This is a genomic window from Enterobacter sp. 198 (assembly GCF_009025585.1).
Taxonomy (GTDB): Bacteria; Pseudomonadota; Gammaproteobacteria; order Enterobacterales; family Enterobacteriaceae; genus Enterobacter; species Enterobacter ludwigii.
The window spans coordinates 166,474-191,436 of the sequence record NZ_WCIM01000023.1 but is presented as its reverse complement, the minus strand read 5'-3'; the positions used below and the strand labels follow the sequence as shown (position 1 = coordinate 191,436).

The 24,963-nt window shown below is 56.6% G+C and carries 27 protein-coding genes and 1 other annotated feature; of the genes, 14 read left to right on the top strand and 13 right to left on the bottom strand.

Annotation, left to right across the window (positions count from 1 at the left end):
* Position 1 precedes the first annotated feature (1 nt).
* The 13 genes from infC (at position 2) to selO (ending at position 10,718) form a co-directional block, all read left to right on the top strand.
* Entirely contained in the window at positions 2-544 is a 543-nt protein-coding gene (gene infC, locus F8561_RS15540; RefSeq protein WP_151887673.1) for a translation initiation factor IF-3, read from the top strand.
* Between the two features lie 97 nt (positions 545-641).
* The gene (rpmI, locus tag F8561_RS15535) at positions 642-839 is read left to right on the top strand and encodes a 50S ribosomal protein L35 (RefSeq protein ID WP_003030583.1); all 198 of its coding nucleotides are present in this window, start codon (positions 642-644) and stop codon (positions 837-839) included.
* Positions 840-889: 50 nt separating this feature from the next.
* The gene (gene rplT / locus F8561_RS15530) at positions 890-1,246 is read left to right on the top strand and encodes a 50S ribosomal protein L20 (protein WP_000124850.1); all 357 of its coding nucleotides are present in this window, start codon (positions 890-892) and stop codon (positions 1,244-1,246) included.
* Positions 1,247-1,364: 118 nt separating this feature from the next.
* Positions 1,365-1,489 (top strand) — a sequence feature (Phe leader region).
* A complete protein-coding gene (gene pheM, locus F8561_RS15525) occupies positions 1,370-1,414 on the top strand; it encodes a pheST operon leader peptide PheM (RefSeq protein WP_001386830.1) in 45 nt (14 codons plus the stop codon). (Overlaps the previous feature by 45 nt.)
* Before the next feature lie 62 nt (positions 1,490-1,551).
* Positions 1,552-2,535 (top strand): phenylalanine--tRNA ligase subunit alpha, encoded by a 984-nt coding sequence (pheS, locus tag F8561_RS15520; protein ID WP_020884406.1) that lies wholly within the window; start codon positions 1,552-1,554, stop codon positions 2,533-2,535.
* A 15-nt stretch (positions 2,536-2,550) separates the two neighbouring features.
* Complete coding sequence (gene pheT / locus F8561_RS15515; RefSeq protein WP_151887672.1) at positions 2,551-4,938, top strand: phenylalanine--tRNA ligase subunit beta; 2,388 nt, start codon at positions 2,551-2,553, stop codon at positions 4,936-4,938.
* Positions 4,939-4,942: 4 nt separating this feature from the next.
* The gene (gene ihfA, locus F8561_RS15510; RefSeq protein ID WP_003857805.1) at positions 4,943-5,242 is read left to right on the top strand and encodes an integration host factor subunit alpha; all 300 of its coding nucleotides are present in this window, start codon (positions 4,943-4,945) and stop codon (positions 5,240-5,242) included.
* 103 nt (positions 5,243-5,345) lie between these two features.
* Entirely contained in the window at positions 5,346-6,326 is a 981-nt protein-coding gene (gene btuC, locus F8561_RS15505; RefSeq protein ID WP_151887693.1) for a vitamin B12 ABC transporter permease BtuC, read from the top strand.
* Positions 6,327-6,359: 33 nt separating this feature from the next.
* Positions 6,360-6,911 carry a glutathione peroxidase gene (locus tag F8561_RS15500; protein WP_014169696.1) on the top strand — a complete coding sequence of 184 codons (552 nt, stop codon included), beginning with the start codon at positions 6,360-6,362 and terminating at the stop codon, positions 6,909-6,911.
* Positions 6,911-7,666, top strand: a complete 756-nt coding sequence (btuD, locus tag F8561_RS15495) for a vitamin B12 ABC transporter ATP-binding protein BtuD (protein WP_020884404.1) — start codon at positions 6,911-6,913, stop codon at positions 7,664-7,666. Before F8561_RS15500 ends, btuD begins: the two co-directional genes overlap by 1 nt.
* A gap of 75 nt (positions 7,667-7,741) precedes the next feature.
* Positions 7,742-8,206: an NlpC/P60 family protein gene (locus F8561_RS15490; RefSeq protein WP_020884403.1), complete on the top strand. Its 465-nt coding sequence runs from the start codon at positions 7,742-7,744 to the stop codon at positions 8,204-8,206.
* A gap of 294 nt (positions 8,207-8,500) precedes the next feature.
* Entirely contained in the window at positions 8,501-9,211 is a 711-nt protein-coding gene (locus F8561_RS15485) for an EAL domain-containing protein (protein ID WP_020884402.1), read from the top strand.
* Positions 9,212-9,275: 64 nt separating this feature from the next.
* Positions 9,276-10,718 (top strand): protein adenylyltransferase SelO, encoded by a 1,443-nt coding sequence (gene selO / locus F8561_RS15480; protein ID WP_049022629.1) that lies wholly within the window; start codon positions 9,276-9,278, stop codon positions 10,716-10,718.
* A gap of 59 nt (positions 10,719-10,777) precedes the next feature.
* Here the strand turns inward: selO and F8561_RS15475 are convergent, their stop codons facing one another.
* From F8561_RS15475 to F8561_RS15455, 5 genes are read right to left on the bottom strand one after another with little or no spacing between them, the layout of a single operon-like run.
* The gene (locus F8561_RS15475) at positions 10,778-11,548 is read right to left on the bottom strand and encodes a 3-hydroxybutyrate dehydrogenase (protein ID WP_032681201.1); all 771 of its coding nucleotides are present in this window, start codon (positions 11,546-11,548) and stop codon (positions 10,778-10,780) included.
* A gap of 10 nt (positions 11,549-11,558) precedes the next feature.
* Complete coding sequence (locus F8561_RS15470) at positions 11,559-12,953, bottom strand: GntP family permease (protein WP_217193212.1); 1,395 nt, start codon at positions 12,951-12,953, stop codon at positions 11,559-11,561.
* 53 nt (positions 12,954-13,006) lie between these two features.
* On the bottom strand, positions 13,007-14,188 hold the full coding sequence (locus tag F8561_RS15465; protein ID WP_151887671.1) for an acetyl-CoA C-acetyltransferase: 1,182 nt from the start codon (positions 14,186-14,188) through the stop codon (positions 13,007-13,009).
* A gap of 9 nt (positions 14,189-14,197) precedes the next feature.
* Positions 14,198-14,854, bottom strand: coding sequence for a CoA transferase subunit B (locus F8561_RS15460; protein ID WP_014169704.1), 657 nt, complete (start codon positions 14,852-14,854; stop codon positions 14,198-14,200).
* A gap of 2 nt (positions 14,855-14,856) precedes the next feature.
* Positions 14,857-15,564 carry a CoA transferase subunit A gene (locus F8561_RS15455; RefSeq protein WP_032677981.1) on the bottom strand — a complete coding sequence of 236 codons (708 nt, stop codon included), beginning with the start codon at positions 15,562-15,564 and terminating at the stop codon, positions 14,857-14,859.
* A gap of 140 nt (positions 15,565-15,704) precedes the next feature.
* Between F8561_RS15455 and F8561_RS15450 the strand changes: the two genes are divergently transcribed.
* A complete protein-coding gene (locus tag F8561_RS15450; RefSeq protein WP_020884395.1) occupies positions 15,705-16,628 on the top strand; it encodes a LysR family transcriptional regulator in 924 nt (307 codons plus the stop codon).
* On the opposite strand, the gene F8561_RS15445 is transcribed toward F8561_RS15450, so the two are convergent.
* The 8 genes from F8561_RS15445 to ppsR form a co-directional block, all read right to left on the bottom strand.
* Positions 16,595-17,374 carry a heme ABC transporter ATP-binding protein gene (locus F8561_RS15445; RefSeq protein ID WP_020884394.1) on the bottom strand — a complete coding sequence of 260 codons (780 nt, stop codon included), beginning with the start codon at positions 17,372-17,374 and terminating at the stop codon, positions 16,595-16,597. The genes F8561_RS15450 and F8561_RS15445 overlap by 34 nt on opposite strands.
* The gene (locus F8561_RS15440) at positions 17,367-18,359 is read right to left on the bottom strand and encodes a FecCD family ABC transporter permease (RefSeq protein ID WP_150343749.1); all 993 of its coding nucleotides are present in this window, start codon (positions 18,357-18,359) and stop codon (positions 17,367-17,369) included. The genes F8561_RS15445 and F8561_RS15440 overlap by 8 nt, the downstream gene beginning before the upstream one ends.
* Entirely contained in the window at positions 18,359-19,180 is an 822-nt protein-coding gene (locus tag F8561_RS15435) for a heme/hemin ABC transporter substrate-binding protein (protein ID WP_086532645.1), read from the bottom strand. The genes F8561_RS15440 and F8561_RS15435 overlap by 1 nt, the downstream gene beginning before the upstream one ends.
* On the bottom strand, positions 19,177-20,205 hold the full coding sequence (locus F8561_RS15430; protein ID WP_151887670.1) for a hemin-degrading factor: 1,029 nt from the start codon (positions 20,203-20,205) through the stop codon (positions 19,177-19,179). Before F8561_RS15430 ends, F8561_RS15435 begins: the two co-directional genes overlap by 4 nt.
* 47 nt (positions 20,206-20,252) lie before the next feature.
* Positions 20,253-22,238: a TonB-dependent hemoglobin/transferrin/lactoferrin family receptor gene (locus F8561_RS15425; RefSeq protein ID WP_151887669.1), complete on the bottom strand. Its 1,986-nt coding sequence runs from the start codon at positions 22,236-22,238 to the stop codon at positions 20,253-20,255.
* A gap of 76 nt (positions 22,239-22,314) precedes the next feature.
* The gene (gene hemP / locus F8561_RS15420; protein ID WP_020884389.1) at positions 22,315-22,503 is read right to left on the bottom strand and encodes a hemin uptake protein HemP; all 189 of its coding nucleotides are present in this window, start codon (positions 22,501-22,503) and stop codon (positions 22,315-22,317) included.
* 166 nt (positions 22,504-22,669) lie between these two features.
* Positions 22,670-23,716 carry a 3-deoxy-7-phosphoheptulonate synthase AroH gene (aroH, locus tag F8561_RS15415; RefSeq protein WP_025204385.1) on the bottom strand — a complete coding sequence of 349 codons (1,047 nt, stop codon included), beginning with the start codon at positions 23,714-23,716 and terminating at the stop codon, positions 22,670-22,672.
* A gap of 152 nt (positions 23,717-23,868) precedes the next feature.
* Complete coding sequence (gene ppsR, locus F8561_RS15410) at positions 23,869-24,702, bottom strand: posphoenolpyruvate synthetase regulatory kinase/phosphorylase PpsR (RefSeq protein ID WP_020884387.1); 834 nt, start codon at positions 24,700-24,702, stop codon at positions 23,869-23,871.
* Positions 24,703-24,963 lie beyond the last annotated feature (261 nt).

Sequence of the window (24,963 nt, the reverse complement as noted above, 5' to 3'; positions counted from 1 at the left end):
TATTAAAGGCGGAAAACGAGTTCAAACGGCACGTCCGAATCGTATCAATGGCGAGATTCGCGCCCAGGAAGTTCGCTTAACAGGTCTGGAAGGCGAGCAGCTGGGGATTGTGAGTCTGAGAGAAGCGATCGAAAAGGCTGAAGAAGCTGGAGTAGATTTAGTTGAAATCAGCCCTAACGCCGAACCGCCAGTTTGTCGTATCATGGACTACGGCAAGTTCCTTTATGAAAAGAGTAAGTCTTCTAAGGAACAGAAGAAAAAGCAAAAAGTTATCCAGGTTAAGGAAATTAAATTCCGTCCTGGTACCGACGATGGCGATTATCAGGTAAAACTCCGCAGCCTGATTCGCTTTCTGGAAGATGGCGATAAGGCCAAGATCACACTGCGTTTCCGCGGTCGTGAGATGGCCCACCAACAGATTGGTATGGAAGTGCTTAACCGCGTCCGTGACGATCTGATTGAACTGGCAGTAGTCGAATCCTTCCCTACGAAGATCGAAGGCCGCCAGATGATCATGGTGCTCGCTCCTAAGAAGAAACAGTAAGGCCTTCAAGCAGCAAAACCTGTGGAGCCTTCGGGTCTCATAGGTTTTGTTCGCCTATGTTTCGTTTATTTAACAATGCGAAGTGGAAGTAATTAAGATGCCAAAAATTAAGACCGTACGCGGTGCTGCTAAGCGCTTCAAAAAAACCGGTGGTGGTGGATTTAAGCGTAAGCACGCAAACCTGCGTCATATTCTGACCAAAAAATCTACTAAGCGTAAACGTCACCTGCGTCCAAAAGGCCTTGTTTCTAAAGGCGATCTGGGTCTGGTTATCGCGTGCCTGCCGTACGCATAAGCCGTTAACGTTTAATTTTTTACTAAGAATATAGATACAGGAGAGCACATATGGCTCGCGTAAAACGTGGTGTAATTGCACGTGCACGTCACAAGAAAATTTTGAAACAAGCTAAAGGCTACTACGGTGCGCGTTCACGCGTATACCGCGTTGCCTTCCAGGCTGTTATCAAAGCAGGTCAGTACGCTTACCGTGACCGTCGTCAACGTAAGCGTCAGTTCCGTCAACTGTGGATTGCGCGTATCAACGCAGCAGCACGTCAGAACGGTATTTCTTACAGCAAATTCATCAACGGCCTGAAAAAAGCCTCTGTTGAAATCGACCGTAAGATCCTGGCTGACATCGCAGTATTCGACAAAGTAGCGTTCACCGCTCTGGTCGAAAAAGCGAAAGCAGCACTGGCATAAGCCAGTTGAAAGAGGGGGCTTCGCTCCCTCTTTTCATTTAACACCATCAGAAGATTGACTTTTACCCGTGCAACCTTTTCAATAAGGTCTTAACGGTTTTTTACCACACAAGGTAACGCAAGCATGAATGCTGCTATTTTCCGCTTCTTCTTTTACTTTAGCACCTGAATTCAGGAGGCTAGCGCGTGAAAGATGAAACGAAAAACAGCGCCAGATAAGCCTCCTGATGGAGGCTTTTTTTGTGTCTAAATTCGAGAGAATAACTCCACCAAATCGGTGTCTGCACCGACATAATGAGGAAAATCATGTCACATCTCGCAGAGCTGGTTGCCAGTGCAACAGCCGCCATTAATCAGGCCTCAGATGTTGCCGCGTTAGACAATGTCCGCGTCGAATATCTCGGTAAGAAAGGGCATTTGACCCTTCAAATGACAACCCTGCGTGAACTGCCGCCAGAGGAACGCCCGGCAGCGGGTGCGGTCATTAACGAAGCCAAAGAGCAGGTGCAACAGGCACTGAACGCGCGCAAAGCTGAGCTGGAAAGCGCGGTGCTGAATGCGCGTCTGGCGGCAGAGACTATCGATGTCTCCCTGCCGGGGCGCCGTATCGAAAACGGTGGCCTGCATCCGGTTACCCGCACCATTGATCGCATTGAAAGTTTCTTCGGTGAGCTCGGCTTTACCGTGGCGACTGGCCCGGAAATCGAAGATGATTACCACAACTTCGACGCCCTCAACATTCCAGGCCATCATCCGGCACGTGCTGACCACGACACTTTCTGGTTCGACGCCACCCGTCTGCTGCGTACTCAGACCTCGGGCGTTCAGATCCGTACCATGAAGGAACAGGAACCCCCGATCCGCATTATCGCACCGGGCCGCGTGTACCGTAACGACTACGATCAGACCCATACACCGATGTTCCATCAGATGGAAGGCCTGATTGTTGATAAGAACATCAGCTTTACCAACCTGAAAGGTACGCTGCACGATTTCCTGAACAACTTCTTTGAGGAAGACCTGCAGGTTCGTTTCCGTCCGTCCTACTTCCCGTTCACTGAACCGTCTGCGGAAGTTGACGTGATGGGTAAAAACGGCAAATGGCTGGAAGTGCTGGGCTGCGGCATGGTGCATCCAAACGTTCTGCGCAACGTGGGTATCGATCCAGAAGTCTACTCCGGCTTTGCGTTCGGTATGGGCATGGAGCGTCTGACAATGCTGCGCTATGGCGTGACCGATTTGCGTGCATTCTTCGAAAACGATCTGCGTTTCCTCAAACAGTTTAAATAAGGGCAGGACAGAACAATGAAATTCAGTGAACTGTGGTTACGCGAATGGGTGAACACCACGCTTGATAGCGAAGCGCTTTCCAACCAGATCACCATGGCGGGTCTGGAAGTTGACGGTGTTGAGCCGGTTTCTGGCGCTTTCAATGGCGTCGTTGTGGGCGAAGTGGTTGAGTGCGGTCAGCACCCTAACGCTGACAAGCTGCGTGTGACAAAAGTTAACGTAGGCGGCGATCGCCTGCTGGATATCGTCTGCGGCGCGCCAAACTGCCGTCAGGGCCTGAAAGTGGCCGTGGCGACCGTGGGGGCTGTACTGCCGGGCGATTTTAAAATTAAAGCAGCGAAACTGCGCGGTGAGCCGTCTGAAGGCATGCTGTGTTCGTTCTCTGAGCTGGGTATTTCCGACGATCACAATGGCATCATTGAGCTGCCGCTTGATGCGCCTATTGGTACCGACATCCGCGAATACCTGAAACTTGATGACAACACCATTGAAATCAGCGTGACGCCAAACCGTGCGGACTGCTTAGGCATTATCGGCGTGGCCCGCGATGTGGCCGTGCTGAACCAGACTGAACTGAACGTACCGGAAATCGTACCGGTTGACGCTACCATCAGTGACACACTGCCGATTCAGGTTGAAGCCGCTGATGCGTGCCCACGCTACCTTGGTCGTGTGGTGAAAGGCATCAACGTAAAAGCGCCAACCCCGCTGTGGATGAAAGAGAAGCTGCGTCGCTGCGGTATTCGTTCTATCGACGCCGTCGTTGACGTGACCAACTATGTTCTGCTGGAGCTGGGTCAGCCGATGCACGCGTTCGATAAAGATCGTATCGAAGGCGGTATTGTGGTGCGTATGGCGAAAGAGGGCGAAACCCTGGTTCTGCTCGACGGTAGCGAAGCAAAACTGAATGCTGATACGCTGGTGATCGCGGACCACGTTAAAGCGCTGGCGATGGGCGGTATCTTCGGTGGCGAACACTCCGGTGTAAATGATGAAACGCAAAACGTTCTGCTGGAGTGTGCGTTTTTCAGCCCGCTCTCTATCACCGGTCGCGCACGTCGTCACGGCCTGCATACCGATGCCTCTCACCGTTATGAGCGTGGCGTCGATCCGGCACTGCAGCACAAAGCGATGGAGCGTGCGACGCGTCTGCTGATCGACATCTGCGGCGGTGAAGCGGGCCCGGTTATCGACGTCACCCACGAAGCGACGTTGCCGAAGCGTGCGACCATTACCCTGCGTCGTAGCAAGCTGGATCGTCTGATTGGTCACCATGTTGCTGACGCACAGGTCAGCGATATCCTTCGCCGCCTGGGTTGTGACGTGACCGAAGGACAGGACGAGTGGAAAGCCGTTGCGCCATCCTGGCGTTTCGACATGGAGATCGAAGAAGATCTGGTGGAAGAAGTGGCTCGCGTATACGGCTATAACAACATCCCGGATGAGCCTGTTCAGGCGGGTCTGGTGATGGGAAGCCACCGTGAAGCAGATTTGTCTCTTAAGCGTGTGAAAACCATGCTGAACGACAAAGGTTATCAGGAAGTGATCACCTACAGCTTTGTTGATCCAAAACTGCAGCAGATGATCCATCCGGGCCAGGAGGCGCTGCTCCTGCCAAGCCCAATCTCCAGCGAAATGTCCGCGATGCGCCTGTCCCTGTGGACCGGTCTGCTGGGAACTATCGTTTACAACCAGAATCGTCAGCAAAACCGCGTGCGAATTTTCGAAAGTGGTTTACGCTTTGTACCGGATAATCAGGCAAATTTAGGCATCCGTCAGGATCTCATGCTGGCTGGTGCCATCAGCGGTAACCGTTACGAAGAGCACTGGGACCTGGCAAAAGGCACGGTTGATTTCTACGATATGAAGGGAGATCTGGAAGCAATTCTCGATCTGACCGGTAAATTATCTGAAATTGAATTCCGTGCAGAAGCGATCCCTGCGCTGCATCCAGGCCAGAGCGCGGCTATCTATTTAGACGGCAAACGCATTGGTTTCATTGGCGTTGTTCATCCTGAGCTGGAGCGCAAGCTGGACCTGAACGGCCGTACCATCGTGTTCGAGCTGGAATGGAGCCCGGTTGCAGACCGCGTCATTCCTCAGGCCCGTGACGTCTCACGCTTCCCGGCAAACCGCCGTGATATCGCGGTTGTGGTCGCGGAAAATGTGCCCGCAGCAGATATTTTGGCCGAATGTAAGAAAGTTGGCGTAAATCAGGTAGTTGGCGTAAACTTATTTGACGTGTACCGCGGCAAGGGCGTAGCAGAAGGTTTCAAGAGCCTCGCTATTAGCCTTATCCTTCAGGATACCAGCCGTACACTCGAAGAAGAGGAGATTGCCGCTACCGTCGCCAAATGTGTAGAGGCATTAAAAGAGCGATTCCAGGCATCATTGAGGGATTGAACCTATGGCGCTTACAAAAGCTGAAATGTCAGAATATCTGTTTGATAAGCTTGGGCTTAGCAAACGAGATGCCAAAGAGCTGGTAGAGCTGTTTTTCGAAGAGATCCGTCGTGCTCTGGAAAATGGTGAGCAGGTAAAACTCTCCGGTTTTGGCAATTTTGATTTGCGTGACAAAAACCAACGTCCGGGCCGTAACCCAAAGACGGGGGAAGATATTCCGATTACAGCCCGCCGCGTGGTGACCTTCAGACCCGGCCAGAAGTTAAAAAGTCGTGTCGAAAACGCAACGCCCAAAGCAGAGTAATATGAACTAACTAAAAAGGCCGCTCACGCGGCCTTTTTTCTTTGCGCTCTCTGGCAAACCCGCCGTAAAATCAATTACATCACACGCTACTAAAACCATGTCCATGCTTGATTATGCCCATCGCCAGCACCGTTTAGATCAACGACACCTGCTTTTGCTCGTGCTGCTGCTCATTGTTACCGCAGGCGTCAGCCTGTGCGCCGGGGAACAGTGGATAGGGCCGGAACACTGGTTTGAGCCTGAGGGGCAGCTTTTCGTCTGGCAAATCCGTCTGCCGCGCACGCTGGCGGTGATCCTGGTGGGCGCCGCGCTGGCACTGTGCGGCACCATTATGCAGGCATTATTTGATAACCCGCTGGCGGAGCCCGGGCTACTCGGCGTGTCGAATGGCGCGGGCGTAGGGCTGGTGGCGGCGGTGATGTTGGGCGGGGGGGAACTCTCCTCATGGGGGATTAGCCTCAGCGCCATTATTGGCGCGTTGTTGATAACGGTAATCCTTTTGCGCTTTGCCAGACGGCACTTATCAACCAGTCGGCTGCTGCTTGCCGGGGTGGCTCTGGGGATCATCTGTAGCGCGCTGATGACCTGGGCGGTGTATTTCTCCACGTCCTTTGACTTGCGTCAGTTGATGTACTGGATGATGGGCGGCTTCGGGGGCGTAGACTGGCGCCAGGGCTGGCTGATGGCACTGCTGATACCGGTCTTGCTATGGGCAGGCCTGCAGGCACAGCCGCTGAATATTCTCGCGCTGGGGGAAACCTCGGCCCGCCAGCTTGGCATGCCAATAGGCTTCTGGCGTAACGTGCTGGTCATTGCCATTGGCTGGCTGGTTGGTGTGAGCGTGGCACTGGCCGGGGCGATTGGCTTTATTGGGCTGGTTATCCCGCACATGCTGCGTCTGTGCGATATCACCGACCATCGAACCTTACTGCCGGCCTCGGCGGTTGCCGGGGCGGTAACGCTGCTGGTGGCGGATATCATCGCCCGGCTCGCCCTGACAGCCGCTGAGCTGCCAATAGGTGTGGTGACCGCCACGCTGGGCGCGCCGGTATTTATCTGGCTACTATTAAAATCCGGACGTTAAATCACTACCCGTAAGATAACCTGAGGGAATGCTATGCAGTCTGATATTTTGAATACCGAAGTGACCACCATTGAGGGTGAGAAAACCACGCTGGAAAGCTATAAAGGCAACGTGCTGCTCATCGTGAATGTGGCCTCCAAATGTGGCCTGACGCCACAGTACGAGCAGCTGGAAAACATTCAAAAAGCCTGGGAGAAAGACGGTTTCACCGTGCTGGGCTTCCCGTGCAACCAGTTCCTGGGCCAGGAGCCGGGCAGCGAAGACGAAATCAAAACGTTTTGCAGCACCACCTACGGTGTGACGTTCCCGATGTTCAGCAAAATCGACGTTAACGGTGAACATCGCCATCCCCTGTATGCGAAGCTGGTGGCGGCCGCGCCGACCGCCGTTGCGCCGGAAGGCAGCGGTTTTTATGAGCGCATGGCCAGTAAAGGACGCGCGCCGCTCTATCCGGACGATATCCTGTGGAATTTTGAAAAATTCCTTATTGGTCGTGACGGACAGGTGGTGCAGCGTTTTTCACCGGACATGACGCCTGAAGATCCGATTGTGATGGAGTCTATCAAGCTGGCGCTGGCGAAATAATGACGTTGCTGATGCAGCTCACGGACGTCGCCGATACGGGGCGTCTGGAGCCGATAACCGGTGCCATCAATGCAGGCGAAATCCTGCATCTTGTCGGGCCGAACGGCGCAGGAAAGAGCACCTTACTGGCGCGCATGGCGGGGCTGACCGCCGGCGCGGGGGAGATAACCCTGCTGGAGCATAACCTTGCTGACTGGTCGCCAGTCTCACTGGCGCACAGGCGCAGCTATCTGGTGCAGCAGCAGGTCCCGCCCTTTGCGATGCCCGTCTGGCACTACCTGATGCTGCATCTGCACGATAAACAGCATACGTCGCTGCTCACGGAGGTGGCGGCGGGATTAGGGCTAGAAGATAAACTGTCCCGGCATGCCAGCCAGCTTTCGGGGGGCGAGTGGCAGCGCGTGCGTCTGGCGGCCGTCATTTTGCAGATTCACCCGGCCGGCAATCCACATGGCAGACTGCTGCTTCTGGATGAACCGATGAGCGGTCTGGATGTGGCACAGCAGGCCGCGCTGGACACCCTGTTAAGCTCCCTGAGCAGAAAAGGGATCGGCGTGGTCATGAGCAGTCATGACCTGAACCATACGCTGCGTCACGCCCATCGGGTGTGGCTGTTGGCGCGAGGAAAGATGATTGCCAGCGGCACGCGCGATGCGGTATTGACGCCGCCAAATCTTGCCCGCGCGTACAATATGTCTTTCCGCAGGCTGGATATAGAAGGGCATAAGATGCTGATTTCTACCGCGCAGGCGTAACCGTTTCTTGCCTGTTAACGCCGTTGCACGCTAAATTACGAAAAGAACAAAAAAAAGCAGAGGATTCGTCTGAAAATGCGATTCTGGTTTCTCCTGATGGCCGCGTTATTTCTTGCGGGATGCAGTAGCCATCGTGCGCCGCCGCCTAACCCGCGGCTTTCAGATTCTATTACCGTCATTGCCAGCCTTAACGATCAGCTGAGCAACTGGCGCGGCACGCCCTATCGCTATGGCGGCATGAGCCGTGGGGGCGTGGATTGTTCTGGCTTTGTTCTGATGACGTTTCGCGATAAGTTTGATTTACAGCTTCCGCGCGAAACGCGCAAACAGGCGGAAATTGGCACGGAAATCGATAAAGATGATTTGCTGCCCGGCGACCTGGTTTTTTTCAAAACCGGCTCGGGTGACAGTGGGCTTCACGTCGGTATTTATGATACCGATAATCAGTTTATTCACGCCTCGACCAGTCGTGGGGTGATGCGCTCGTCGCTCGATAATGTTTACTGGCGTAAAAACTTCTGGCAGGCACGACGTATTTAGTCTGTCAAAGAGCAGTCTCTTATGATGGCATGATAACTAATAAATCATGCCATTTTTTCTCAAATAAGAGGTTTAAAGTTAAATTTACGAAAAATGACTTATCTCCTCAGGTGTCTGTTTTATCTAAAACTGGCTATTACTGAGCAACCAGGATAAGATTATTTTAGATTCAGGGATAAATCTGAAAAATAATACGGAACTAATGAAATTAATCTTATTAAAATCAAGACAGTGGAATTGTGTCGGCAATTGCTCCAGGATGTCCTCTCTCATCTTTAATGCGGGGCGAGTGCAATGATTATTACGCTAGATAATGCTTACCAGTCTGAACTGATGCTTCTGCCTGCCCGTAATAGCGCCGGCGAGCTTAAAGGTTTAGAGGTTCTGGTTAACTTTACTGGCGTCGGTACCCACGTTCGGATCCCCACCGAACTCGTTATCCCGCGGCTTTCGGCTGAAGAAGAGTTAGCGTTGTTTAACGAGAAATTGCAATTGCTTGATACCTGTAAACTGTTTTTTATTCAGCATCAGTTAATTGCATGGATCAATATTACACCTGTAATTGTTGAATTTTTATTAAGTAATGGGAACGCTGTTTCAATACTTGAGCGTTATCCGTTTCTTGAGTTTACTGTTAATGAGAATTATCCAGGTTTAAATAACGGGAAGGACGATCTGCAACTGGCGAGAATGGCAATCCATTTTCCGCTGGTGCTGGCAAACTTTGGCGCAGGCGCAGCGTCGTTGAAAGCCGTTTATGATGGATTGTTTAAACGGGTCATTCTCGACAAGGGATTTATCCAGCAGCGTGCTTCTGAACTCTCTTTTGAGCCTTTTATGCGCGCAATCCTCTGGCAAATAACGCCTCACTGTCAGTCCGTGCTCGTCGGCGGCATTGATGACCACGGTTTATTGCAGCGCGTCTTGTCCTTTAACTTTGGCGCAATGCAGGGGGCGCTCTGGCCAGCCGTCTCTGCAGAGCACGTCACCACGCTCGTTCAGTGATAACCCTCTCTTTCGCCCGTGTTTAAGTCCGGGTAAACCCTCTACACTAAAAGCAGGAGGACCTATGACCCTGTCTTTTACTGCTCATTGGCATGACGAGTTGCCGGGTTTTTATACCGCACTCAAACCCACACCGTTACAAAATTCCCGTCTTATCTGGCATAACGATCGGCTGGCAGATGAGCTGGCTGTTCCACCTGAGATGTTTCAGCCCTCCGACGGCGCTGGCGTCTGGGGAGGCGAAGCGCTGCTTGCCGGTATGCAGCCTCTGGCTCAGGTCTATAGCGGACATCAGTTTGGCGTCTGGGCAGGACAACTGGGCGATGGCCGGGGGATCCTGCTGGGCGAACAACGGCTGCCCAACGGGGAGACGGTGGACTGGCACCTGAAGGGGGCCGGCCTGACCCCTTACTCGCGAATGGGCGACGGGCGCGCGGTATTGCGTTCGACTATTCGCGAATGTCTGGCCTCAGAAGCGATGCATGCGCTGGGGATCCCCACCACCCGCGCACTGTCGATTGTAACCAGTGACACCCCGGTGGCGCGTGAAACGATGGAAAAAGGGGCGATGCTCATGCGCGTTGCGCAAAGCCATCTGCGTTTTGGCCACTTTGAACACTTTTATTATCGTCGTGAGCCGGAAAAAGTCCGCCAGCTTGCGGATTATGCCATTCGTCATCACTGGTCTCATTTCCAGGACGAGGCCGATAAGTACATTCTCTGGTTCCGCGATGTGGTAGCCCTTACCGCAACCATGATTGCCCGCTGGCAGACGGTCGGGTTTGCCCATGGGGTGATGAACACGGACAACATGTCGCTTCTCGGGTTGACCTTTGATTACGGTCCGTTTGGCTTCCTTGATGACTATCAGCCGGGGTACATCTGCAACCATTCTGACTATCAGGGACGTTACAGTTTCGACAATCAGCCGGCTGTTGGCCTGTGGAACCTGCAGCGCCTTGCGCAAACTCTGTCGCCGTTTATCGACGTTGATGCCCTGAATGATGCGCTCGACAGCTACCAGGACATTTTACTGCGCGAATACGGCGCGTTGATGCGCAACAAGCTGGGGCTGGTGACGCAGGAGAGGGGCGATAACGACATCCTGAACGCTCTGTTTGCACTCATGGAACGTGAAGGCAGCGATTACACCCGCACCTTCCGGATGCTGAGCCAGACTGAGCAACACAGTAGTGCCTCACCGCTGCGCGACGAGTTCATTGACAGGCAGGGCTTTGACGACTGGTTTGCGCTTTACCGTGCGCGGTTGCAGCAAGAGCAAGTCGACGACGCAACCCGGCAGGCACAAATGAACGCGGCGAACCCGGCGATGGTGTTGCGCAACTGGCTGGCGCAGCGGGCCATTGAACAGGCAGAGCAGGGGGAGTATGACGAACTACATCGCCTGCATGTGGCTCTGCGTACGCCGTTTGCTGACCGTGATGACGACTATGTCAGCCGTCCGCCGGACTGGGGAAAACGCCTGGAAGTGAGCTGTTCGAGCTAGCCCGGGCGGACAAAACCTGACACCTTGCGGTGCCAGGTTTTTTTATGCCGATACCGCGGTCACTGTGCGACCCATCCGCCATCCATATTCCAGGCGGCGCCGCGGACCTGTACGGCGCTGTCACTGCACAAAAACAACGCCAGCTCGCCTAGTTGTTCCGGCGTAACAAACTCACCGGCGGGCTGTTTCTCTGCCAGCAGTTGCTCACGAGCGACATCCGGTGCGACGCCATCGGCAATACGTCTGTCGATTTGCTGCTGCACCAGCGGGGTCAGCACCCAGCCCGGGCAGATGGCATTGGCGGTAATACCGGTGCGGGCGGTCTCCAGCGCCAGGGATTTGGTAAAGCCCACCACGCCATGCTTGGCGGCAACATAGGCGGATTTCTCTTTCGACGCGACCAACCCATGCACGGAGGCGATATTAATGATGCGCCCCCAGTTTTTCGCCTGCATCGCAGGCAGCGCCAGCCGGCTGGTGTGAAAGACGGAAGAGAGGTTGATGGCGATAATGTCGTTCCATTTCTCCACCGGGAACGCATCAACAGGTGCGACGTGCTGTATACCGGCGTTGTTGATCAGAATATCGACTCCGCCATACCGGGTTTCGGCGTAATGCATCATGGCTTCAATCTGCTGGACGTCACGCAGGTCCGCATCGTGATAGCCCGGCGTTTTACCCCGTTTCGCGATTTCGTCTCTCGCCGATTCACTGTCGCCGAAACCGTTAAGAATCAACTGCGCGCCAGCCTTCGCCAGCACGCCAGCGATCCCAAGTCCAATACCGCTGGTCGAGCCGGTCACCAGTGCGGTTTTACCGTTCAGATTCATTTTATTCTCCTTACACAATGCCGGTGAGATAGAACACGGCAATGACAAAAAGCACCGCCAGACTTTTGATGAGGGTGATAGCGAAAATGCCGCCATACGCCTGACGATGGCTCAGACCCGTAATGGCAAGCAACGTAATCACGGCCCCGTTATGGGGAAGCGTATCCATGCCGCCGCTGGCCATCGAGGCCACGCGGTGGAGAACCTCCAGAGGGATATTGGCTGCGTGGGCGGCCGCGACAAACGTATCGGCCATGGCCGCAAGGGCGATGCTCATCCCGCCCGACGCCGAACCGGTGATCCCGGCAAGCACGGTCACGCTGATGGCTTCGTTGAGCAACGGGTTCGGGATAGCGGCGAGCGCTTTGGATAAGACCAGAAAACCGGGCAGCGCAGCGATCACCGCCCCGAAACCGTATTCAGATGCGGTATTCATTGCCGCCAGAATGGCGCCGCTGACCGCCGTCCGGCTGCCTTCTGCCAGCCGTCCCCGGATATTGCGAAATCCAAAAAGCAGTACCATGACAATACCCGCGATCAGCGCCGCTTCCACGGCCCAGATGGCGGTGATTTTGCTGACCTCGGTGACAATCGGCTTCGCCAGCCCGGGCAGGGTAAGCTCATGGTACGTCCCGTACCAGCCGGGGATCCAGCGGGTAAACAGCAGGTTGAGGATCCCGACCAGCAGCAGAGGGGAAATGGCGATCAGCGGATGGGGCAGATTAATGTTGTCCGGCGTTTCAGGTTCATTTTTCAGATCGGAACCGTAACCCTCATTGTTGTTGAGCGCCTTTCGCCGCTGACGCTCCAGCCAGAGCAGGCCAAAACAGAGGATAAACAGCGAGCCAATCAGCCCAAGCCACGGGGCGGCCCAGGCGTTAGTGCCAAAGAAGCTGGTGGGGATAATGTTCTGGATCTGCGGCGTACCGGGCAGGGCGTCCATGGTAAACGAGAACGCACCCAGAGCCACGGTCGCCGGGATAAGACGTTTGGGGATGCCGCTCTGGCGGAACAGTTCGGCGGCAAAAGGATAGACGGCAAACGCCACCACGAAGAGCGAAACGCCGCCGTACGTTAACAATGCACACACCAGCACAATGACCGGAATCGCATGGCGGCGCCCGAGGATCTGGATCGCTGCAGCGACGATAGCGCGTGAGAAACCGGAAAGTTCAATCAGCTTGCCAAACACGGCACCCAGCAGGAACACCGGGAAGTAGAGCTTGACGAAGCCGACCATCTTTTCCATAAACAGACCGGTAAACGTCGGGCCGACGGCCCCCGGGTCGGTCAGCAGCACGGCACCCAGCGCCGCGATGGGGGCAAACAGAATAACGCTGTATCCGCGATAGGCCGCGAGCATCAGCAATGCCAGCGCCGCCAGGGCAATCAACACACTCATTATGACTCCTCACTATCATTGTTATATTCGGGTACCAACGAGATGTCCGGGCGCGGTTAGCGCGCAAGGGTTAATGCAATGCCTTGCCCGCCTCCCACACACAGGGTGACGAGCCCTTTTTTCGCGTCGCGGCGTTGCATCTCATGCAGCAGCGTGACGAGGATCCGACAGCCAGAGGCGCCGATGGGGTGGCCAAGCGCAATCGCACCACCGTTTACGTTCACCTTACGTTCATCCCAGCCGAGCAGTTTGCCAACGGCCAGCGCCTGCGCGGCAAAGGCTTCATTTGCTTCAATGACGTCCACTTCATCCAGCGCCCAGCCTGCCCGGGCCAGAGCCGTCTGGCAGGCGCTGACCGGCCCGATGCCCATCACCGATGGATCAACGCCGGTCACGGCATAACTCACGACCCGTCCCAGGATCGGTAATCCGCTTTCACGCGCTTTTTCACCGCTCATCAACAGTACCGCGGCGGCACCATCGTTCAGGGTTGAGGCATTACCCGCCGTGACCGTTCCATCTTCACGACGAAAGGCAGGGCGCAACTGAGCGAGTTGCTCAGCGGTGGTTCCCGGCCGGGGTTGTTCATCACTACTGACCAGGCGCGGCGGCTTTTTACCCTCGCTCACCGTGACCGGAGCCATCTCCGCGTTAAACAGACCGCGCGCAATGGCCGACGCCGCTTTTTGCTGCGACCGGGCGGCAAAAGCGTCCTGCTGCTCGCGGGAGATGCCATACTGTCGGGCAACGTTTTCCGCGGTGATGCCCATGTGATAATCGTTAAATGCGTCCCACAGGCCATCCGTTATCATGCTGTCCTGCAACCCTGTATGACCAAAACGCAACCCTGACCGCGCTCCGTCCAGCAGGTAAGGGGCATTGCTCATGCTCTCCTGGCCGCCAGCGATAACCACGTCGGCATCGCCGCAGCGGATAGCCTGCGCGGCGAGCTGCACCGCTTTTAAACCAGCACCGCACACCAGATTGACGGTTGTCGCGGGGGTACTGACGGGCAATCCGGCCGTGAGAGCGGTCTGACGGGCGGGGTTTTGTCCGCACCCTGCCGTCAGCACCTGACCGAAAATCAGTTCGTCTACCTGATCTGCGCACAGCTGGCTGTTCTCAAGCAGGCGACGAACCGCTACGGCACCCAGTTCAACCGCGGAAAGGGAGGAGAGCGATCCGCGAAAACTGCCTACAGGGGTTCGCGTGGCCCCGACAATCATGACCTCATTCATGTTCACTCCTCAGTTGAAGCGCATCTCGCGCACGTCGTCCGCCACGATGATTTTCCCGGCTGTTTTACTGACGATGTCGTCAATACTGACGCCGGGGGCGTATTCCCGCAGAATGAACGCGCCGTCTTCAATCTCCAGCAACGCAAGGTCGGTTAACACCCGACGGATGCAGCCAGCGCCGGTCAACGGCAGCGTGCAGCGCGGCAGCAGTTTTGACTCTCCGTTTTTTGCGGCATGGGTCATCACCACAATGATGTTCTGCGCCCCGGCGACCAGATCCATCGCGCCTCCCATCCCTTTCACCATCTTGCCCGGGATCATCCACGAGGCGATGTTGCCTTCGACATCCACTTCGAACGCCCCGAGTACGGTCAGGTCAACATGACCGCCCCGGATCATGGCGAACGACTGGGCCGAGTCGAAAATGGCGGCACCGATCCTCGCGGTGACGGTCTGCTTACCGGCGTTGATCATGTCGGCGTCAAGGCTCTGCTCATCCGGAAAGGCTCCCATCCCCAGCAGGCCGTTTTCAGACTGGAGCATCACGTCCATTCCCGCCGGAATATAGTTCGCCACAAGGGTCGGGATCCCTATCCCCAGGTTGACGTAGTAACCGTCGCGCAGTTCTCGGGCAACGCGCATGGCCATCTGTTCACGGGTTAACATCTTCAGACTCCCTCTGCGCGCAGCGTGCGCTGTTCAATGCGTTTCTCGAACTGGCCGACAATCAGCCTGTCGACGTAGATCCCCGGGGTATGAATGGCCGACGGGGGCAGTTCGCCCGGGGCGACGATCTCTTCCACTTCCACTACCGTTATCCGGCCCGCGGTGGCCATCAGCGGGTTAAAGTTTTGCGCGGTATGGCGATAGATAACGTTGCCGTACCAGTCCGCTTTCCAGCCCTTGATCAGCGCAAAATCGCCGGTGATGGCCTCTTCGAGGACATAATGCTTGCCGGCAAACTGGCGAACTTCCTTGCCAGCAGCCACGGGGGTGCCATAGCCGGTGGCCGTGTAAAACGCCGGAATACCCGCTCCGCCAGCGCGAACCTTTTCTGCCAGGGTTCCCTGTGGGGTGAGTTCCACTTCCAGCTCGCCGCTCAACACCTGTTGCTCGAACAGCGCGTTTTCGCCCACGTACGACGCCACCACTTTTCGTACCTGGCGCGTCTCAAGGAGTATCCCGAGACCAAAACCATCGACGCCGCAGTTGTTTGAAACCACCGTCAGCCCCTGCACCTGACGGCGTCTGACTTCGGCAATCAGGTTCTCAGGAATGCCGCACAGGCCGAAGCCGCCCGCCAGCAATGTCATTCCGTCCGTCAGCCCGTCCAGCGCCTGCGCATAGCTGCCGACGCGCTTATCCAGTCCCGCCATAATCATCCCTCCCGTTATCCGTGCCGGTATCATTAGGGGCGGCGACTCATTTGTTAATTTTGAATTTGTGACCCACTCATTTGGTTTTTTTATTAATTTCTTGTTAACTAAATTTTTTCAATTAGTTAACAAGGTGAAAAATGAGAATGAGTGTCAAACAGTTACGCGCGTTTTTAGCGGTAGCTCACACTCTGAATTTCGCGCATGCCAGTGAACGGCTGAATCTTTCCCAGCCGGCGCTCAGCCTGACGATCAAGGGTCTGGAGGAGGCGCTGGGGGGACCGCTGTTGCAGCGCAGCACCCGCAAGGTGGCGCTGACGCAGGAGGGGGAGACCTTTTTACCGATGGCGCGGCAGCTGCTGGCAGACTGGGATAACGCCGAAGAGGCCATGCATCAGTGCTTTACGCTGCAGCGCGGCAAAATCTCAGTCGCGGCGATGCCGTCATTTGCGGCGAATGTCCTGCCGGAGGTGCTCAAGGCGTTTCGCGATCGCCACGCCGGGATCAACGTCACCGTGCACGATGTTATCAACGAGCAGGTAATTGAAATGGTGCGGGAAGGGCGGGTCGAAATGGGGATCGCGTTTGAACCGGCGCCGACCCATAACCTGCTTTTTACGCCGCTGGGTCTCGATCGATTTGTCGCCATTGTGCCGAAATCGTCCGCTCTGGCAGCCAAAAAACGCCTTTCATGGGAGGCGCTACTGACGCTGGATTTCATTACCCTGCAGCGCCCTTCGGCCGTTCGTCTGATGATGGAAGAGGAGCTGGCCCGCAGCGGTCGTAAACTGGATGTGGCGCTGGAGAGCCATCAGCTGGTGACGGTGGGCAGAATGGTCGCCAGCGGCCTGGGCGGCAGTGCGGTCCCGGCACTGTGTGAGGCGCAGATGACCTCGTTAGGGGCGGTCTGTATTCCACTCGATAACCCGCCGATTGAAAAATGCATCGGCGTGATCCACCCCGGGCACACGCAGCTTTCAAAAGCGGCGCATGCCCTGCTTGAGACGCTGAAAGATTTTTATCAGCCCGGTCAGGGGGCAAGAAACACCTGCGGCGAGGCGTGAACCGGATGTGGGCCAACGTATACCTGCGCGCCATACCACCGGGCCAGCGCATCGGCCTGTAAAACCGTTTCCGGCGTGCCCTGAGAAACCAGCGTGCCGTTATGCAGCAGCAGGATCCGGTCCGCCCACAGCGCTGCCAGATTAAGGTCGTGCAGCACCACGCACACGTGAAAATCGCCCTGACGGGTCAGGGATTTCAACAGCCGCAGCAGATGCTGCTGGTGGTAAAGATCCAGCGCGGAAGTGGGTTCATCGAGAAACAGCCAGCCGCGCGGACCGCCGTCATGCCAGAGCTGCGCCAGGGCGCGGGCGAGCTGGATCCGTTGTTGCTCGCCACCGGAGAGGGCCGAAAAGTGTCGGTCTGCGAGGGGCAGGCAGCCCGTTATCGCCATTACGGCTTCGACAACCGGGGCTTCCGGGTAACGCGTCCAGGGCGCGCGGCCCATACCCACCACCGCGTCGACCGGCCAGTCGAAACCGAGCTGCGTATTCTGGCGCATCACTGCCCGGCGGCGTGAAAGCTTTTGCGGGTGCCACGCCTCAAGCGGCGTACCCGCCAGGCTGCATTGCCCGCCAGAAGGCGTGAGATAGCCCGTGAGCAGGCGCAGTAACGTCGATTTTCCGGCACCGTTAGGCCCAATCAACGCCACCATTTCCCCCGGAGATAACGCCAGCGACACGTCGTTGATAAGCGTCCGTTGCCCGACCTGATAAACAAGACGTTCCGCGCAGTAGCGTTCAGCCATGTGCGCCTCCACGACGAAAAATGAGCCACAGGAACCACGGCGCGCCGAAGAGACTGGTCAGTAAACCGACCGGCATTTCAGCCGGCGCGACCAGCGTGCGCGCCACCGTATCGGCAACCAGCAGCAGCGACGCCCCGGCCAGTACGGAGCCAGGGATCACGGCCCGGTGATCGGCGCCCAGCCACATCCGTATCAGGTGCGGCACCACCAGACCGACAAAACCAATCACCCCGCTGACGGCAACCGCGGCGGCAACCAGTAAGGCGCTGCACAGCAACAGGATCCGCTGTACCTTCACTACCGCCACGCCAAGGTAGTGCGCTTCTTCTTCACCCAGCTGCAGTAAATTGAGCGCGCAGGCAAGACGCCAGATAATCAGAACGCCTGGCACCATCAGCGAGGTGACGGCCAGCAGCGTAGACCACTGTGCCTGACCCAGGCTGCCCATGCCCCAGAGGGAGAGCTGGCGAAGCTGGGCATCATTGCTGAGCCATGACAGCACGCCGACTGCCGCACCGCACAGGGCATTGAGGGCAATGCCTACCAGTAACAGCCGTGAAAGTGTGCTGTTACGCTGCTGGCTTAGGACGAAAATGACGAAAGTGGCCGCCAGCGCACCCCCAAATGCCGCGATCATGGGAGCGTAAAGCATCATCAGCGCGGGGAGCGAGAGGGGAATAACCACCCACAGCGCCACGGCCAGCGCCGCGCCGCTGCTGATCCCAAGCAGCCCCGGATCCGCCAGCGGATTACGAAAAAGCCCCTGCATTACGCAGCCTGCCAGCGCCAGCGAGCCGCCGGTGACCAGCGCCAGCAGGACCCGGGGGAGACGAATGGTTAGCCAGATCTGACGCAGGGTTTCATCACTGCCGCGCCACAGCAGACTGACCGGCAGATGCAGTGCGCCAGCCCCGGAGGCCGCCAGCGTCATGACCGTCAGGATGGCGGCCAGCATCCACAGCGACAACGCGATCCGTCTGGACATCAGGGCAGTTGCTCCGCCCGGGTGCGCAATTGCTGTATGGCCTGCGGCGTGCGCACGCTAAAGCCCAGCAGCGCCATATCGTCGATGGCCAGCACCTGCCTGTTCCGTCCCGCCGGCGTTTGCGCCAGGCCGGGAAGTGTCCACACATTCGCTTCGCCACCCAATGCCTTTACGCCATCTTGCGAAATCACCACAAGGTCAGGCTGGCTGGCAATCACGCCTTCCTGGGACAGCGGCTGATAACGGGTAAAGCCCTGCATCGCGTTTTGCAAACCCGCTGCGCGAATGGCTGCATCCGCGGCGGTCTGTTGTCCGGCAGCCATCGCGGTCATCCCGCCGTGGTTGAGGATAAACAGCACCCGTTTGTCGAGTGGCGAGGTGGGCAGGGCTGCCAGCGCCTGGCGCAGCGTAGCGCGCAATGCGTCCCCCTGTGCTTCGCGATGCGTCGCTTCGGCAATGACTCGCACCTTGTCGTCAATCACGCTCAGGTCATGACTGCCGGGAACGGTGACGACACTGACCTGACTTTGCTCGACCTGTTTTAACGCCAGCGAGGGCTGTGCCTGAGCACTGGCCAGCACCAGTGTCGGGCGCATGGATAAGATCCCCTCCGCGTTAAGCTGGCGCAAATAGCCGACGTCGGGCAGGGCGTTCGCCGCCTGCGGCCACTGGCTGGTGCTGTCGCGGGCAACCAGTGACGATCCCGCGCCAAGGGCATAAACAATCTCAGTCACGTCACCCCCCAGGGCGACAATTTTCTGCGGTGTGGCCGCGAACGTCACCAGCGGCAGGGCGCAGAGCAGGGCGAGCCATTTTTTCATGCGGCCAGCCCTTTTCGGGTCAGGGCGTCGACCTGGCTGCGCCACTGACGCTGCTCTGGTTCACCTTCGCTGCGTTGACCGTACAGTTGAGCGATTTGCGTCCCGTCGGCGGCGAAGAGCTCCAGGCTGGTGACGTGCCCGTCAGCGGTGGGTTTACGCGTCACCCATGTTTCGGCGATGGACGTATCCCGCAGATGCAGGGTAAAGGTTGGGTTGAAGATGTTGAGCCAGCCTTTCATCGGGACGACGTTTTCCACCACGCCGGTAAAGATCTGCACGCAGCCGCGGTTGCCGACGAAGATCATCATTTCATTCCCCTCCAGGCGGACCGTTTCCAGCAGCTGTGCCAGAGCGGTGTTGTCTACCCTGCAGGCCAGATCGTCACCCACCAGACGAAACGCCTGCTGACGGCTCAGATTGTGGCGCTTCAGCAGGCCGAAGAACTGATGCACGTCGGTCATGGCGCGCCACTCCTGATCAACGAGGGCGGCATCAGCCTTTTCGTTGTGGGCAGGGACATCGGCATGCTTCAGCGCCAGTGGCGGATTATCGGCAAAGATAAAGCGCGTAAGCAGGTCGCCCCAGGCAGAAATATCGGTGTTATCGGTCGTGTAAACTTTCAGCAGGGCATCGCCCTGAAGGTCGAAGAACTGAATGCTCTGCCGCTCACCGCGGGCGGTGGTTTCACTGATGTGGAACGCGCTCGCCCACTGGTTGAGAAACAGGCGCAGATCCAGCGCCCGCGGATTCAGTACCAGCACGGCGTGGCCGCTAAGGTGTTGATGCGTAAACGCGCCCACCTGCTCGTGAACTGCATAGTCGTTACGACAGATGCATTTGGTCTCGCCCACGGCTTCCAGCGCGCCGATGATTTCGCGGATGTCGCCGTGCAGGCGCCAGGCGTCGTGGCCCACGCGGGCGAAGGTCAGCTCTGCTTCGCTGATGTTCATTAAGCCTGCGATGTCACGTGCGTATTGACCCGGGTTTTCTTCTTTCAGCGCAAGCCAGCGTGTGTAGTGATTCATTGTCTCTTCCTTTCGAATAAGGGCCCCGGCAGGCCGGGGCGTGGGGATTACCACTGGTAACTCACAAAAATCTTACCGTTGCGTCCGTCCTGAGGAATGCCCTGAGGAGACCAGTACGCCTTGTCGAACGCGTTACCCAGCACCAGCGTCGTGGTTACCCCTTTGAGCTGCTCCTGGCCTTTATAGCTTACGTAGAAATCGTTAACCGCATAGCCAGGCTGTTCGCTGTAACTACTGCTGATATGGGTTGAGCGATCGACGAAGGTGCCGATCCAGCCGACGGAGAAACCGCTTTGCGCCACCGGGATATCCAGCTTGCTGGTGACGGTATCCGGGTTGATGCTGGAGATATACTCGCCCGTATCGGTATCTTTTCCCCGGGTGCGGTTATAGGCGACGTCGAGGTTGAACAGGTCGGCCGTGTATTTCGCCATCACGTCCCAGCCCCAGATTTTGGCGTGGGGAACGTTCATGGACATGGTGGTCGCAGCCGCAAAATCGACGCTGGTGGAGATGTAGTCTTTGGCTTTGGTGTCGAAGTAGCTGGCCTTGAACTCCAGCGCATCGTTAGCAAGCATGACGTTGTCAAAGCGCAGTCCGAAGCCAAATTCCTGCGTTTCATTGGTTTCCGGACGCAGGTTCGGGTTCGGTACCCAGTAGTTAGTGTAAAAGCGGCCGATGGAGAAGTGTTTGGCGTCGTTATACATTTCACCCATGGTCGGCGCACGGAAGGCCTGTGCGTAAGAGCCGAACAGCATCAGCCAGTCGGTCGGGCTGACGGTCAGTCCGGCACGGGAGGACCATCTGTCCGCGTTCACATCGTCGTATCCTTCACTGCTCCCGCGGTAATTATCGTAACGGGTACCGCCGAGAAGCGTGACCGGCAGGTCGCGCAGGGTGATCTCGTCCTGCAGCCAGCCGGAGCTGAAATCGATTTTAGCCTCCGGGAAGCCGGTGGTGGTGCCCCCCGGATGTTGCTCCTGACGGTAGTATTCGCCGCCATAGGTCAGAAGATGTGAGGCAAACGTGTCGCTGAACAGACGGGTGCGGTTTTCCACTTTGCCACCTTGGGTGGTCTGCTTGCGAAACTCGCCGGTGCCGTCAATGTTCTGGGCGTTAATGCGCGCTTCAGACCAGTAGAGTTTCGCATCGGCATTCAGCCAGTCGTTGCCCTGGGGAGCCAGGTGATAGCCCAGCTGAGCGTCTCGCTGAATGGTGGAGCGATCGGTCATGGGATTGCTGCTGGCGTCTGCGGCGGGGGTTTGCGGGTTTTTTGGCTCCTGCGCCGCGTTATTGTAATAGCGCAGGGATCCGCTCAGCGTCTGGGCCGGGTCGATGGCCCAGCGGCCTTTTGCCAGCATGTTGTTGATGGATTCGTCATTCGGTGCTGTTCCACCGTCGCTCTGGCGCAGATCGCCGCGATCGCGGCTCGACCAGGCAACCAGTCCGTCCAGGGTTTCGGTACGCCCGTAAGCGCTGGCCCCCATGCCCAGACTGTGATCGCCCGTCGCGCCCGTACCAAACACGCGGTAGCCGCTGTTTTTTCCCGGTTCCAGCAGGTCATTTGCATCGGCGGTGTCATACGCGATCACGCCCCCCAGCGCGCCGCTGCCGTACAGTAAGGCTGACGGGCCGCGAACCACTTCGATACGTTTAATCAGAGCCGGGTCGAGGAACGTGCTGTTCAGGTGGCCAGTGTCGGTCCCCTGGCGCACGCCATCCACCAGCACCAGCACGCCGCGGCGGTCGTAACCGCGCAGGTTGACGTCCTGACCGTTGGTGCGCCCGGTGCCGTCAAGCATCAGGCCTGGGACGTAGCGCAGCAGGTCGACGGCCGAGCTGGCGGTCTGGTTTTCCGGGGCCGCGGTGTCAATCACGCTGACCATCATCGGGGCTTCGAAGGCGCTGCGGGCGTTGCCGGTGGCGATAACGGTCATGTCATCTGTGGCCGCAAACGTGACGCCCGGCAGGGCGCTGACAACGGATAGCGCAAGGCAGGACGGGCGCAAAAATGCGGAATGCAGGTGTGGCATAGCAACTCTCCATAAAGAATCGAAAGCGCTGGCTGCCTGGGGATCACCTGGGTGGCTGGCGAAGGTATTGTGGTATTTATTTGGTGAGGATCAGCTTCCCGGCATGGGTCTGGCGCAACAGATAAAGCTGGCCGTCATGCTCGATGATCACGCGTCCCTCGTCCCCCAGCAGGCTTTTACTGTCGATCCGACGATCGGTGCGCGCTGGGGCAGGTGCTGTGTGTGTGTTTTCGGGCGTTGCCGCGTTGTTATCCGTACGTGACATAATGTTTATAAATAACAATCAATGTAACAATGATAATCATTATCAACAAAGTGAAAATTCACGGCAAGCGTTTTTGTGAAAAAACTGTGATGGGATCAAAACAGAAGAGGATGTGGCCGTGCGCGAACGTAGACCCTCTCCCGCAGGAGAGGGTAAAAGGCAAGGACTAAAAACGTGAATCGACCGCTGCCGCCAGTTTCTCCAGCAGCAGTTCGCTGTCTTCCCAGCTCAGGCACGGGTCGGTGATCGACTGGCCGTAAACCATTGGCTGTCCGGCTACGATTTTTTGCGTGCCTTCCCGGATAAAACTTTCGGCCATAATGCCCGCGATGGCGGTTGAACCGCTGACGATCTGCTGGCAGATCTCATCACACACATCCAGCTGGCGGCGATGCTGTTTCTGGCAATTGCCGTGGCTGAAATCCACCACCAGGTGTTCCGGCAGGTCGAACTCGGCCAGCGTTTCACACGCCGCAGCAATATCTTGCGCGTGGTAATTAGGCTTTTTCCCGCCACGCATGATGATATGCCCGTATGGGTTGCCGCTGGTCTGATAAATGGTCATCTGACCGCGCTTATCCGGCGACAGGAACATATGGCTGGCACGCGATGCGCGGATCGCGTCAACGGCAATTCGCGTGTTGCCATCGGTACCGTTTTTAAAACCAACCGGGCAGGAGAGGGCAGAGGCCATCTCACGGTGGATCTGGCTTTCCGTGGTGCGCGCACCGATAGCGCCCCAGCTGATTAGATCGGCGATAAACTGTCCGGTCACCATATCGAGAAACTCGGTGGCCGTCGGTACGCCCAGCTCATTGACCTGCAAAAGCAGTTTACGCGCCAGCTCAATACCATAATTAACACGGTAGCTGCCGTTCAGGTCCGGGTCGGAAATCAGCCCTTTCCAGCCCACGACGGTGCGCGGTTTTTCAAAGTAGGTGCGCATGACAATTTCAAGGCGATGCTGGTACTTGTCCCGCAGTCCCTGAAGCCGTTTTGCGTAATCCATTGCGGCATCCAGATCGTGGATGGAGCAAGGGCCAATCACCACCAGAAGACGTTTGTCTTCGCCATTAAGGATTTTTTCAATGCGACGGCGGGATGCCGTGACATGTTCCGCTACACCCGCGGAAACAGGATGCCGCTGTGCCAGTTCAGCCGGTGTGACCAGGCTGTCAATGCGCGCAGTGCGGAGTTCATCGGTTTTATTCATGAAATGTCTCAGAAAAATTTTTGCTTCATCGGCAGACTACCGGGAAGTGATGGGCATCACCTTAAACCAATCCCTGCTGAATTCAAGTTCGGCGCGTCTGCGCGCCGAGGATGTGGTGATGATACCCGATTCTGAGTTATTGTACTAGCATGTTAGTACATGCGGCGGTTGAGTCCCATGATATCGAGGATTTTGGTGGCGATCTCTTCTACCGAATAGTTAGTGCTGTTTAGCCACGGGATCTGGTTTTTGCGGTACAGCGCTTCCACCTCGGAAACCTCCATTCGACACTGGCGCATTGAGGCGTAGCGGCTGTTCTCACGCCGTTCTTCACGTATTGCCGCCAGCCGTTCCGGGTTGATGGTCAGGCCAAACAGCTTGTGCTGGAGCGGCTTAAGGGCGGCTGGCAGCACCAGATTGTCCATGTCGTCAGCAATAAAGGGGTAGTTGGCGGCGCGGATACCGAACTGCATCGCCAGGTAAAGGCTGGTCGGGGTTTTCCCGCAACGCGAGACGCCCAGCAGTATCACCTGCGCCTGGTCGAGGTTACGCAGCGAAATACCGTCGTCGTGCGCCAGGGTGTAATCAATGGCGGCGATACGCGCATCGTATTTGGTCAGGTTGCCGGGGTTCAGCCCGTGCGTTCGGTGGGCGATAGGCGTCGGATCGAGTTTCAGTTCGCTCTGCAGCGGGGCCACCAGCGCCTGGACGATATCCTGACAGAACCCTTCACTTTGCAAAATAATCGCGCGAATTTCAGGGATCACGATGGAGTAGAAGACCAGCGGGCGGACCCCCGTCTGCTGGAAGATGGCGTCAATCTGGTCCTTCACCGCCTTTGCACGGCTCTCATTTTCCACAAACGGCAGCGTGATGCTGTTAATCGAAACCGGGAACTGCGACATCACCGCATGTCCCAGCACTTCGGCGGTAATCGCCGTACCATCAGAAATATAAAAAACGTGGCGATCGACAGCATTATCCATTTTACCCACCCTGAATATCGTACGTAATTGTCTGAAAGCATAAATTAAAAAAGTAAATTACACAGCAAAGAACTTATCCTAATTATAAATGAAACGGTGTTTTTGATTTTCCTGAAAAGTGGATTTCATTTTTCAATTAGCGACTTTATTTTTAGGGTTTTTGGCTGAATATATAGGAATCATCGGGTTAGCGGATGGTGGGAAAGTATCCGAAAAGTTGAAAATTTAAATTGCTTACACGATTCACCGTTTTTTTAGCGG